Annotated in this window: 10 protein-coding genes; 1 reads left to right on the plus strand and 9 read right to left on the minus strand. The window is 71.9% G+C overall.

Going from position 1 to position 12,511, the window contains the following annotated elements:
* Positions 1 to 177: 177 nt before the first annotated feature.
* From IEY56_RS28685 to IEY56_RS23910, 8 genes are all read right to left on the minus strand, one after another.
* A complete protein-coding gene (locus tag IEY56_RS28685; protein ID WP_229712150.1) occupies positions 178 to 2,256 on the minus strand; it encodes a (2Fe-2S)-binding protein in 2,079 nt (692 codons plus the stop codon).
* Positions 2,253 to 3,113 (minus strand): FAD binding domain-containing protein, encoded by an 861-nt coding sequence (locus IEY56_RS23880; RefSeq protein WP_229712151.1) that lies wholly within the window; start codon positions 3,111 to 3,113, stop codon positions 2,253 to 2,255. The genes IEY56_RS28685 and IEY56_RS23880 overlap by 4 nt, the downstream gene beginning before the upstream one ends.
* 424 nt (positions 3,114 to 3,537) lie before the next feature.
* Positions 3,538 to 5,256, minus strand: a complete 1,719-nt coding sequence (locus tag IEY56_RS23885; RefSeq protein WP_229712152.1) for a beta-N-acetylhexosaminidase — start codon at positions 5,254 to 5,256, stop codon at positions 3,538 to 3,540.
* Positions 5,257 to 5,332: 76 nt separating this feature from the next.
* Positions 5,333 to 6,265 carry a carbohydrate ABC transporter permease gene (locus IEY56_RS23890; RefSeq protein ID WP_229712153.1) on the minus strand — a complete coding sequence of 311 codons (933 nt, stop codon included), beginning with the start codon at positions 6,263 to 6,265 and terminating at the stop codon, positions 5,333 to 5,335.
* Positions 6,262 to 7,203 (minus strand): carbohydrate ABC transporter permease, encoded by a 942-nt coding sequence (locus IEY56_RS23895; RefSeq protein ID WP_373292176.1) that lies wholly within the window; start codon positions 7,201 to 7,203, stop codon positions 6,262 to 6,264. The genes IEY56_RS23890 and IEY56_RS23895 overlap by 4 nt, the downstream gene beginning before the upstream one ends.
* A gap of 2 nt (positions 7,204 to 7,205) precedes the next feature.
* Positions 7,206 to 8,504, minus strand: coding sequence for an extracellular solute-binding protein (locus IEY56_RS23900; RefSeq protein WP_229712155.1), 1,299 nt, complete (start codon positions 8,502 to 8,504; stop codon positions 7,206 to 7,208).
* Positions 8,505 to 8,948: 444 nt separating this feature from the next.
* Positions 8,949 to 9,254 carry a DUF3039 domain-containing protein gene (locus tag IEY56_RS23905; protein ID WP_045866999.1) on the minus strand — a complete coding sequence of 102 codons (306 nt, stop codon included), beginning with the start codon at positions 9,252 to 9,254 and terminating at the stop codon, positions 8,949 to 8,951.
* Between the two features lie 11 nt (positions 9,255 to 9,265).
* The gene (locus tag IEY56_RS23910; protein WP_189039330.1) at positions 9,266 to 9,934 is read right to left on the minus strand and encodes a YqgE/AlgH family protein; all 669 of its coding nucleotides are present in this window, start codon (positions 9,932 to 9,934) and stop codon (positions 9,266 to 9,268) included.
* A 315-nt stretch (positions 9,935 to 10,249) separates the two neighbouring features.
* Here IEY56_RS23910 and murA point away from each other — a divergent pair, with 315 nt between their 5' ends.
* The gene (gene murA, locus IEY56_RS23915) at positions 10,250 to 11,569 is read left to right on the plus strand and encodes a UDP-N-acetylglucosamine 1-carboxyvinyltransferase (RefSeq protein WP_045866948.1); all 1,320 of its coding nucleotides are present in this window, start codon (positions 10,250 to 10,252) and stop codon (positions 11,567 to 11,569) included.
* Positions 11,570 to 11,725: 156 nt separating this feature from the next.
* Here the strand turns inward: murA and IEY56_RS23920 are convergent, their stop codons facing one another.
* Complete coding sequence (locus IEY56_RS23920; RefSeq protein WP_045866949.1) at positions 11,726 to 12,007, minus strand: HU family DNA-binding protein; 282 nt, start codon at positions 12,005 to 12,007, stop codon at positions 11,726 to 11,728.
* Positions 12,008 to 12,511: the final 504 nt, after the last annotated feature.

Consider the following 12,511-nt stretch of genomic DNA (forward strand, 5'->3'; position numbering starts at 1 on the left):
CGCACCGGACGCCACTCGCCGAACCACGAAGATCCCAACGACGCACCCTAGGTGCGGAGGTGCCTGCCGGGTCTCCGCCGGCGCTCTCGCCCGGCATCCCGGCACCGCACCGCGGTTCGGCGGTGCTGGACCGTCTGCCCTGGGGCCGAACGCGTGACACGGGGAAGCCGGGACGCCTCATGCGCCGCTCCCCGGGGGGTAGTAGGCGCCGCCGGCGCCCGGGCCCGCCTGGTGCGGGATCCGCGCCTGCTGGGCCTCCATCCGCTCCTGGGCCTCCGCCTCCGCTTCGGCTTCCTCTTCTTCCCGCGCGGCCTGCTCCGCCCGCTCGCTCACGACTGTGCGGACGGCTTCGAGCACGCCGCGGTAACCGGAGCAGCGGCAGAGGTTGCCGCAGATGGCCTTGCGGGTCTCCAGCTCGCTGGGGGCGTGGTTGCCCTCCAGGAGGTCGTGCACGGTCATCGCCAGCCCGGGGACGCAGAAGCCGCACTGGACGGCTCCGGACTCGGTCAACGCCCGCTGGACGTCGGAGAGTACGCCGTCGACCGCGAGGCCCTCCACCGTCCGGATCTCGCTGCCCGCGGAGGTCGCAGCGGGCACGAGGCAGGAAGCCACGAGGCGGCCGTCGACCTGTACGGAGCAGGCGCCGCACTCCCCTTGCGAGCAGCCGTCCTTGGCGCCGGCCAGGCCGAGGCGCTCGCGGAGCACGTACAGCAGGGATTCGCCGATCCACGCGTCGGTGACGGGCCGGTCGGCGCCGTTGACGTGCAACACGTAGGAGACGTGGGGGTGTTCGCCGCCGAGTTCGGGTGCCAGCTCGACGGATGGGGCCTCCGAGACCGTCCCGTCGGCGGGCGGGGCGCCGGACGCGGAGTCGGGGGCCGCCGTGCCGGCGGACGCCGCGTCAGGGGGTGCGGAGCCGTCGTCGTTCGCGGTGCCCGCGGTGCCGTCTGCGGCGGCGCCGCGTGAGGGGGACGCGCCGGACGGCGCCGCGCCGCCTGCCGCCGCTCCGGACCGACTGCCGTTCGTCTCCGCCGAGTTGCTCTGCCCGGCTGCCTCTCCGGCCGGGCCGTTGCCGCTGCCGGGGCCGTCCTGGCCGGTGGGCGACCACTGGCCGCCCGCAGTGGCGCCGTTGCCGCCGCCGGACGAAGGAGTGAAGGGAAGTCCCGAACGCACCGTGCCCAGGCGGAGGTTGCCGCCCTCTGTTCCGTCGTCGGAGGCGCCTGCGCCGTTCCCCGTGGGAGCTCCGCTGCTTCCGGTACCGCTTCCGCTTCCGGGGCCGCCGTCACCTCCGCGGCCGGTGTGGCCTTCGGCGCCCGGCCCCTGCGGGGCGCCCGCAGCCGGCGCTCCGGCGCCGTCGTGGGGCGACGCCGCGTAGGCGTGCCCCTGCCCCTGGGGCGGCGGTGCGTCCGCGTCCGGCCCCGGGGTCTCCCCCTGCCCCCCGAAGGGCACCTGCCGGTGGGCGTGCGCCTCCGCGTACCGGGCCTCGCCGCCCGGGTCCTGCCGGTACCGCTGCTGCTGCTCCTGCCGGCGCTCGGCCTGCTCCTGAGCGAAGGACGTGCCCGGTCCTATCGGCTCCGCCTCGTCGCCCGTGCCGCCGCCCGAGCCGAGCGGACGCCGCAGCGTACGCGCCTCGTGGGAGCCCGCGAGCGCCGCTGCCGCCCCCTGCCCCGTGGCCGCCGAGGACGCGCTCTCGCCGTCGTGCTGCTCCGCGGGAGCCGACGGGAAGGACGACTGCACCCGGTAGTTCTCCTCCTGCGGGTGTCCCTGCTCCCGGGCGTGCTCCTGCCCGTACTGCTGGCCGTACTCCTGGCCCTGCTGCCCGTACGGGGGGCCGCCCCGCCCGTCGCGCGGCCCGCCGGGCGGCTGCTGCCCGAAGGGCATAGCCCAGTTCCCGGTTGCCGCCGGATCGGTGGTGGGGCCGGGCACCGGCGGGGCGGGCTGCTGCCCCGCCGCCGAGGGGTCGAGGGGCGGCGGCGTGTAGCCCCCCTGCCCCGTTCCGGGTGCGGCCAGCGGGCCCCAGGCGTCGACGCCTGCTCCCGGCGGGGGAAGCGGGCCGCTCGGCAGCTGCACGAAGGCGGTGGCGTCCGCGTCGTACTCGCCGCCCCAGCCCTCCTGCGGGTACGACTGCGGCGCGCCCTCGCCGTACCCGTATCCGCCCCCGTACGTCTGGTCCTGCCGCTGCGCGTGGCCGGCGTCCTGGTTCGCGTTCGGGTGGGGACGGGCGTTGGGGTCGCCGTGCGGATTGCCGTTGCTCATGCGAGCGCCCTCCCGAGTCCTCGGCGGGCCAATGTGGCCACCGTACGCCGCAAATGGAGTGCCGCGGGCGGAAGTACGGGAGCCTCACCGCCGTCCTCCGGCGGCGGAGGATCGGGAATGCACGCCATCGCGACATATTCCCCGAAAGCGTTCAGCGCTTCCGGGGCGAGCCCGCGCTCCCCGTCCCAGTCGATGAGCGAGGCGATCCAGCGCTCCGCCTCCAGCGGACGCAGCGGCATCGGCGCGACCGCGCCGACCGCGCAGCGCACTCCGCGCCGCAACGGGTCCAGCACGACGGCGACGGAGGCCAGGGCCCTGCCGGGGCCGGTGCGTCCGGTCGCCTTGAGGAAGGTCTGAGGGGCGTGGAGGAGCGGGACGCGTACGTGTCCGACGATCTCGCTGGGTCGCAGCATCTCCACGTTCGCCAGCAGATGACTCACCGGGATCTCACGCCGCGACCCCTCGGGGCCTGCGACGACGAGCGTCGCCTCCAGCGCGGCGAGCACCGGCAGCGTGTCCCCCGTCGGGGCGGCGCTGACGATGTTGCCGCCGAGGGTGCCCGCGTTGCGGATCTGCGGAGGTCCGGCGGCGCGTGCGCTGGCGGCGAGGGCGGGGATGAGCGCGGAGAAGTCGGGCCGTCCCATGCGGGCGTGCGTCAGGCCGGCCCCGAGCAGGGCATGCCCGTCGAGGTACTGCCAGCCGCGGATCTCGCTGATGCGGCCGAGACCGACGAGCGCGGTGGGCCTCAGCTGGCCCGAGTTGACCCCCGCCATCAGATCCGTGCCGCCTGCGACGGGAACGGCCGCGGGCACCGTGGAGAGCGCCGACACGGCCTCGTCCAGAGTGGTCGGCAGCATGACTGACGGCACAGCCTGTGGCGCATGTTGTTCATGCTGTGCGTGCGTGCTCAACCCAGCCGCCCCTTCCCCGGTCCGTCCGGCCGCCGTGCCCGTACGGTACGTGCTCACAGCCCGGACGAGGCAACTCTGGCACATCTCGGCGGACAGTCGGACCGGGGGCCCGGTAAGGGCTGGTCCGGGTGGTTCCGTCTGTCGTCGTCATCCTCGTCCCATGTCCGGTGAGTTGGCACCTAATCCCCTGCTCACACGATCAAGTGGGGATTTGCCACTCCGGGGGCCTGTTGCGGGGATCCGGGCACCTGTACGGACTTTCGTGCTAGGGACCAACGCCGCGAAACGACGGCACCGGCACACAAGTTGTGCACGTTCCGCAACCAGGTGAGCACTTTCGGTTACAGACGGTGGTTCCTGGTCACCGGGGTCACGTCGACGGCGGTGCGCCCTCGGCCGGCCGCCCCTGGACGCCGGGGCGGCGCTGCCACGGATGCGGGCCTCCCGGCGGCCGGTAGTCGACTCCCATCGCGTCGAGACGCGCGTAGTGGGCCTGCTCCATGCGGCGCTCGAAGTCCGCGAAGTCCCGCTCCGGCGGGGGCGGGAGGCGGGACCACGCCACTTCTGCGAACGCGGCCAGGCGCGGGAACGTCTGGTAGTCGACGCGCTGCTGGTTCTCGGCGCACTCTGTCCACATGTTGGCCTGCGCGCCCAGGACGTGGTGCTCGTACCGGGTTCCCGCCAGCTCCGGCGGCACCGGCTCGAACCGGTAGACGTCCTCCAGGGTCCGCACGTACCCGAGCGGCACCGGCTCGTCCGCGCCCGCGTCCTGGCGGTGGTCCAGGTACACGTGCTGCTCGGGGCACATCACCACGTCGTGCCCGGCGCGGGCCGCCGCGACGCCGCCGGAGCGGCCGCGCCAGGAGGAGACGGCGGCGCCTTCCGGCAGGCCGCCGGCAAGGATCTCGTCCCAGCCGACGAGGCGGCGTCCGCGGGCGGCGAGCCAGCCGGCGAAGTGCCGGGCGAACCACGACTGCAGCGCCTCCTCAGGCGTCACGCGGACGGCATCGTGCCCGTGGCCCGGGGCCGGCCCGTCCGCCGGCAGCCCCGCCTCGCGGATGCGTGCCTGCGCGGCGGGAGAGGCGCGCCACTGGTCCTTGGGGCACTCGTCGCCGCCGAGATGCACGAAGCGGGACGGGAAGATCTCCAGGACCTCCTCCAGCACGCCCTCGTAGAAGCGCAGCACCGCCTCGGTGGGTGCCAGGACGTTCGGGCTCACGCCCCATTCCGTCCACACCCGCAGCGACTTAGTGTCGACGACGTCGGTGTTGCCCAGCTCCGGATATGCGGCGACGGCGGCCTGGGAGTGGCCCGGGACGTCGATCTCGGGGACGACGGTGATGTGGCGCTCGGCGGCGTACGCGACGATCTCCCGGAGGTCGTCCTGCGTGTAACGGCCGCCGTGTGCACGCTCGTCCCACATCGGCGTCCCGCCGCGGTCGCGGCCCCCGTGGCCGACGCGGGTACGGGCGCGGGTCGCGCCGACGCCGGTCAGGCGCGGGCTGCGCTCGATCTCGATGCGCCAGCCCTGGTCGTCGGTGAGGTGCAGGTGCAGCACGTTGAGCTTGTGCGCGGCGAGCAGGTCGAGGATGCGCAGCACGCCGTCCTTGGGCATGAAGTGGCGGGCCACGTCCAGCAGGTACCCCCGCCACGCGAAGCGGGGCGCGTCCTCCACGCGGAGCGCCGGGATGCTCCAACTCCCCTCCGGGGGCGCGATTCTGGCACGGCGGAACGCGGCGGGGCCGAGGAGTTGCCGCAGGGTCTGCGCGCCGTGGAAGACGCCCGCCGGGGAGCCGCCCGTGACGGTGACGCGCCGGGCCTCCGACTCCAGCACGTACCCCTCCGGGCCGAGCCGCTCCCCGAGCGGACCGTCCGTGCGGAGGACGATCGCCCCGCCGTCCGGGGCCGGCCGGCCCGCTGCCGGCGGCAGCTGCACTCCCGCGGCCGCCCCGAGCGTGGCCCGCAGCCAGCGCGCGGTGTCCTCGGCGCCGGGTGCGGCGTCGAGCGCGGTGCCGTGGCCGAGCACGAACGGCGGGCCGGCCGCCGGTACGAACTCGCGCGGCGCGGGGACGAGACCGGTCGGGGTCACGCCGGACTCCCTTCTGGGTATGGCAGCTTCGGGACGGGATGTGCCGGTGCGACGGTCGTTCGCGCTCTGCAGGCGCTCAGTCCTTGACCGCCCCTCCCAGCCCGGAGACCAGCCGCCTGTGCACGAGGACGAAGAAGACCAGCACTGGCAGCGTCATCACCGTGGACGCGGCCATCACCCCGCCCCAGTCGGGTGTCTCGGTGTCGAAGAAGACCAGCAGGGCCATGGGCAGGGTCGAGTTCTCGGTCGCGGAGATGATGAAGGACTTGGCGAAGAGGAAGTCGTTCCACGTCGAGATGAAGGAGAAGACGCTCGTCGCCACGAGCCCCGGGAAGACCAGCGGAAACAGGATCTGCCAGAGAAAGCGCGCCCGGCTCGCCCCGTCGACCGTGGCCTGCTCCTCCAGCGCCTCCGGGACGGCCTTCACGAAACCCCGCAGCATCCACACCGCGAACGGCAGCGAGAACGCCAGGTGCGGAAGTACCAGCGAGAGCAGCGAGTTGAGGACTCCGGCGTCGCGCATCAGGAAGAACATCGGAATCGTCAGCGCCTCGACGGGCACCATCTGCGCCACCAGGAAGAGCACGAGCAGCGTCGTACGGAAACGGAACCGGAAACGCGCGACCGCCGTCGCGGCGAGGAATGCGATCAGCGCCGAGGCCACGACGACCGTGACCGCGACGAGCACGCTGTTGACGAAGTACCGCCCGAATTCCTGCTGTTCGAAGACGCGGCGGAACGCGTCCCAGGAAGGGTTCAGCGTCCACGGCACGGGGCGGCCGGAACGGATCTCACCGGCGGGCCTGAACGCGGAAAGCACCATCCAGTACAGCGGAAAGGCGACGGCGAGAGCTACGAGAACCGCGGTGGTCTCCGCCGCGAGCCGCCACGGCCTCTTCGGTGCCCGACGCCGGCCGGCGCGGCGGCCGTTCGGCGCTTTCTCCGAACCGGAAGCGTGGGTGCCCCGCTGCCGTACGGCTGCGGCGCGTTCCGGACGCAGCTCCGTCACAGCACCTCGCCTTTCCTCCGCAGCAGCCGCAGATATACAAGCGTGACGCCGAGCAGGATCAGCAGCATCACCACGCCGATGGCAGCGCCGAGTCCGTACTGCGAGGACGCGAACGCCTTCTGGTACGCGTAGACGTTCAGCACCAGGTTCTGTCCCGCGATGCCTCCGCCGTCCGTCATCACGTAGATCTGCGTGAAGACTTTGAAGTCCCAGATGACCGACTGGATGGTGACCACGAGCAGGATCGGCCGGAGCATCGGCGTCAGCACGCTGCGCCAGGTGCGCCACTGGGACGCCCCGTCGAGCGCGGCGGCTTCCAGCACCTCGGCGGGTACGGCTCTGATGCCCGCGTAGACCGTCACCATGACGAGGGGGAAGGAGCACCACACCACTTCGAGCAGCACGAGCGTGAAAGCGCTCATGCGCCCGTACGTCCAGGAGAAGTCGCCGAGCCCCAGCACCCTGTTGACGGGCCCGGAATCCGGGTCGAAGAGGAAGACCCAGACCGTCGAGCCGGTGACGGCGGGAGTGGCCCATGCGCCCAGGGCGGAAAGCATGAGCGCGAGGCGGGGCACGGCTCGCACGCGCGTGAGCAGAACCGCGAGCGCACAGCCGACGGTGAGGGTTCCCAGCACGCACGCGGCGGCGAACAGGACGGTCGCCGACAGGACTTCCCAGAACTGCCTGTCGGAGAAGAGCCCAGCGTAATTGCCCAGCCCCTGGAAAGTGACCGGTTCGCCGCCGCTGACCTGTGCCTGGGTGTATTGCAGCAAGGAGATGAGCCCCAGCTGGTACACGGGGTACACCAGCAGTCCTGCCAGCACGGTCAGCGCGGGAGCCAGATACAGCCAGGGAGTCCAACTCCCTTGCCGCACAGGTGAATTCACCCGCCGTCGGGCCGGCTCCGCGGGGGCGGGCCGGGGGGCGGAAAGCGGCAGGCTCACTCGGCGAACGCCTCGTCCATCTTCTCCGCCGCTTCGCGGGCCGCCGCGCCCACTCCGCGCTTTCCTCCGGCGATCTGCTGGAACATCGACGGAAGGACGAGGCCCGCGTCGATCTCCGCCCAGCCGGGCGTCGCGGGCACGAACTCGGTGCCCGCGTCGAGCGTCTTCACGAACGGCTCGACGAACGGCTCGTCCTTCGCGGCCTGCCGGCGTACGTCGGTGAATGTGGGGAGGAATCCCATGGCGTCGAAGAGCTGCTTCTGGGTCTCCTTGCCCGCCAGTTCCCGCATCAGCCGGACCGCCAGAGTGCGGTGCGAACTGCTTTTCAGGACACCGATGTTGTTGCCTCCCGCGAAGGCCGGTGCGATGCTGCCGCGCTCGGCCCCGGGCAGCGGTACGACGTCGTAGTCGCCCTCGGCCTCCCCGGCGTCCACGGCCTTGCGGTTGAAGTCGCCTGCGACGGCCATTCCGGCCCTTCCGGCGGCGAAGGCCTCGACGGTGTCGTTGCCTCCCATCGCGGCGCACTTCGCCGCGGGGCAGTTGCCGTCCCCGAAGAGCCGCGTGTAGGCCGCGATCCCCTTCTTCGCGCGGGCGCTGTCGATCGTCGCGCGGTACCGGCCGCCGCCCCGCTCGGCCAGCTTCCCGCCGTGTGCCCAGATGAACGGCATCGCGCCGTAGGTGTAGGCGCCGCCGACGGCGAGCCCGTACATGTCCGGGTTCTCCGCCCGTATTCTCCGCGCCGCGGCAGCGACTTCGCCGAGGGTCCGCGGGACTTCCAGTCCGAGGTCGTCGAAGACGTCCGTGCGGTAGTACAGCGCCCGCACGCCGACGAAGAGCGGCGCCCCGTAGACCTTGCCGTCGACGGTCACCGACTCCTTCGCGGTGGGGTCCGTGTCGCGGGCCTGCCGCCACTCCCCGAACTCGCCGCTCACGTCGGCGAGTCCGCCGTTCTCGACGTAGCCGGCCGTGTCCGTGTTGCCGTACTCGATCAGGTCGGGCGCCGAAGCGGGGTCGTTGAAGGCGCCCTTGATCTTCTCCGCACGGCTGTCGACGGGGATGTACCGCACGTCCACCCGCACCCCGTCGTGGCGCTTCTCGAATCTCCGCGCCACGCCGTCGACGACGCGTTCCTTGGGCTTGTTGCCGACCTCACGGAACAGCCACACCCGCAGGGTGCCGCTCTTCTCGTCCTTCTGCGTCCCGCCACCGGACGCGGACGGCGCACAGCCCCCCAGCAGCGTCCCTGCCATGGCGATTGCCGCCAACGAGGCGGCTGTCCGTACGGCCAACTTCACGGCGAGTCCCCCAACCCTCTTCAGGTGTTGCAGAATTCGCAACGCAAGTTTCGCGTCGCACAACTCCGCAGGAGGGTACGAGCCGCCGCCGGACCGGGCAATAGGTCTCGACCAATTGACTGCCGCCTACTGGTCCGCGCCACCCGGCACACGACTGCGGCGCACGCCCCGGCGCACGAGAAAGCGCGCCCCGCCCGCCCCCGTGCAGGGAGCGGGCGAAGCGCGCTGTGAGCCTTGCGCACCGGCGCCTGGAACCGGAGCGGTCACCAGGCCGCACGAGCGGGGCCGACCGAGAGTCTCCGGCCGGGTGGACGGGGGAACTCCCGCGCGCCCGGCGAGCACCCGGAGGGCGGGCCCTGCCCGGGGCCCGGACCTGCGACGGGCCGGGAAGCCCGGGGAAGGGCGACTACGGACCAGCGGGGCAGAAGAGCGGCCGCCCGGCGGTCACTTGCCGTCGCCCTTGCCGCCCTTTCCGTCCTTGCCGCCGCCCTTGCCGCCGTCGGCGCCCATGGTCTCGTAGATCTCCTTGCACATGGGGCAGACCGGGTACTTCTTCGGGTCGCGGCCCGGCACCCAGACCTTCCCGCACAGCGCGACGACAGGCGTGCCGTCCATCGCGCTCGCCATGATCTTGTCCTTCTGGACGTAATGGGCGAACCGTTCGTGATCGCCGTCTCCGTGCGACGTCTGCGGGGTCGGCTCGACGAGCGTGCCGGTGCCCGTACCGCGCTCAGGCTCAAGAGTGCTCATGCGCACCAAGCCTAATTGAGCGAGGCGTCGTCCGGGTACGTGGCCACCATGGCCAGTTCGCTGCGCTGACGTCGCAGCACGGAGCGCCACAGCCGCTCGGGCGCCGGCGAGGAGACGTCCCCGGGTTCCGACTCCACCACGTACCACGCGCCCTCCGAGAGCTCCTTCTCCAGCTGCCCCGGCCCCCATCCGGCGTATCCGGCGAAGATCCTCAGCGAGCCCAGCTCGGCGGCCAGCAGCTCCGGCGGCGCCTCCAGGTCGACCAGGCCGATGGCGCCGTACACGCGCCTCCAGCCCAGCGGCCCGTCGCCCTCGTACCCGGGGCGGGCCTCGGGTGCCGGACCGGACCCCTCCCCGCGCCCGTCGCCGCTGTCGCCGCTCGCGGGATCACCGCCGGCGACGGCGCGACTGCCGTGCGCGGCCGGCACGACGGCGACGCCCAGCGCGGCGTCCAGCGACACGGGCCCGCCCTGGAAGACGACGCCCGGCTCGCCGGCCAGCGCGGCCCACGGCTCGAGGATGTCGCTCACGTCGACGGGGGTCGGGCGGTTGAGCACCACGCCCAGCGAGCCCTCACCGTCGTGGTCGAGCAGCAGCACCACCGCACGGTCGAAGTTCGGGTCAGCCAGCACCGGGGTCGCGACCAGCAGCCGCCCGGTGAGCGAAGACACCTCGGTCATGGCCCAATGATCCCGCAACCACGCCGTCCGTGGGAGCCAACGGCCGGATCGACCACCTCACATCAGGCATACGCCCAGCTCAGAGCTCTCAAGCAGGTCCGCTCCCGCAGCCGGCCCGCTCCGCAACTCGGTCACAAACGGCCGCTATCCACTCACACACCGTGAAAGTGTCCAACTGTGACGGTTCGCCTCTCTCCCAGCCCTTACGCGGCGGGGCGGGAGGGCCATTACGATGACCTTTTGCCCCATGACTGCTGAACCGGGCGGCAGAGCAACGCGCCCAGTCCCAAATCGTCTTCAGGAACGCGGAGATCCATGACCGACGACGTCCTGCTTGTTCACGGCGGCACCCCGCTCGACGGCGAGATCCGCGTCCGCGGCGCCAAGAACCTCGTTCCGAAGGCGATGGTGGCCGCGCTGCTGGGCAGCGAGCCCAGCCGTCTTCGCAACGTCCCCGACATCCGCGACGTCCGCGTCGTGCGCGGGCTCCTCCAGCTCCACGGCACGACGGTGACGGCGGGCGAGGAGACCGGCGAGCTCGTCCTCGACCCGTCCCACGTCGAGAGCGCCAACGTCGCCGACATCGACGCCCACGCGGGCTCGTCCCGCATCCCGATCCTCTTCTGCGGTCCGCTGCTGCACCGGCTCGGCCACGCCTTCATCCCCGGCCTGGGCGGCTGCGACATCGGCGGCCGCCCCGTCGACTTCCACTTCGACGTGCTGCGCCAGTTCGGCGCGACGATCGAGAAGCGCGCGGACGGCCAGTACCTGGAGGCGCCGCAGAGGCTGCGCGGTACGAAGATCCGGCTGCCCTACCCGTCGGTGGGCTCCACGGAGCAGGTGCTGCTCACCGCGGTCCTGGCCGAGGGCTCCACCGAGCTGAGCAACGCCGCGGTCGAGCCCGAGATCGAAGACCTCATCTGCGTCCTGCAGAAGATGGGCGCGATCATCTCGATGGACACCGACCGCACCATCCGCATCACCGGCGTCGACAAGCTCGGTGGGTACACGCACCGCGCGCTTCCCGACCGGCTGGAGGCGGCCTCCTGGGCGAGCGCCGCGCTCGCCACCGAGGGCCAGGTCTTCGTGCGGGGCGCCAGCCAGCGCGAGATGATGACGTTCCTCAACACCTTCCGCAAGGTCGGCGGCGCCTTCGAGGTGCTCGACGAGGGCATCCGCTTCTGGCACCCCGGCGGCCCGCTGAAGTCCATCGCGCTGGAGACGGACGTCCACCCGGGCTTCCAGACGGACTGGCAGCAGCCGCTCGTCGTCGCGCTCACCCAGGCCACGGGCCTGTCGATCGTCCACGAGACGGTCTACGAGTCCCGCCTCGGCTTCACCTCGGCGCTGAACCAGATGGGCGCCCACATCCAGCTCTACCGGGAATGCCTGGGCGGCTCGGCCTGCCGCTTCGGGCAGCGCAACTTCCTGCACTCCGCGGTCGTTTCCGGCCCGACGAGGCTGCAGGGGTCGGACCTGGTCATCCCCGACCTGCGCGGGGGCTTCTCGTATCTCATCGCGGCGCTCGCCGCGCAGGGCACGTCCCGCGTGCACGGCATCGACCTGATCAACCGCGGCTACGAGAACTTCATGAACAAGCTGGCGGAGCTGGGCGCGAAGGTGGAGCGCCCGTAGCGCGTACGGTGCCGGGCGCGGCCGCCGTCGTGCGTACAGCACGTCGTCCCGCGCGAAGCACATGTGAGAACGCACACGAAGGGGTGGTCACCCGGTACCGGGTGACCACCCCTCGCCGTACGTGCTCTGAAGCGGCCGTCGACCGCTCCAAGCTGCTTACTTGCCCTTGGCGGCTTCCTTGAGCTTGGAGCCGGCCGACACCTTCACGCTGTAACCGGCCGGAATCTCGATCGGGTCGCCGGTCTGCGGGTTCCGCGCGGTGCGCGCCGCACGGTGAGTGCGCTCGAAGGTGAGGAAACCGGGGATGGTGACCTTCTCGTCGCCCTTGGAGACGACCTCGCCGACGGTCTCGGCGAGGGCGGCCAGAACGGCGTCGGCGTCCTTACGGGTCACCTCGGCGCGCTCGGACAGAGCGGCCACCAGCTCACTGCGGTTCATAACTCGTTACTCCCGTGTTCTTCTTGCCGATGAGGCGTGAGATCGAAGCCGATGCTGCCAGGGCCCTCGGACAGTCCCCTGACCAGGGTCTGTTTTCAGACCCTCCCGCCCCGTGGGGAACCCCCAGGAAATCCCCAGGAGATGTGTCCCGGAAATGCATCCTGCCCCTACGTGCCGCGGGAAAGCCAATCCGGCACCTGCTGACAGCTGCGGAGTCACACGAGCGGCGGCGATGGCCTCGCTGCGCTGACGCCCCACAGGCTTGTGTCTGCCGCAACCCTAGAGGGGCCGTAGTGGCCCCGCACCTCGCGACGCGCCGTGCTGCCTTGCGGCAGCGGGGCTCCGCGACGTCCGCCGGGATCGCTTCTGGCGATGAACTCACCGCGCCGTGAGTACCCGGTACGGACCGCTCAAACCGCCGGAACGGGCTAGGGCGTGTCCGCAAAGTCATGTGGTGAGCCAGAGTTGTAGGCAGGCGATGGTGACCATGGCCTGGTAGTGGCG

Origin of the sequence: Streptomyces daqingensis, from assembly GCF_014645895.1 — a bacterium.
Lineage (GTDB): Bacteria > Actinomycetota > Actinomycetes > Streptomycetales > Streptomycetaceae > Streptomyces > Streptomyces daqingensis.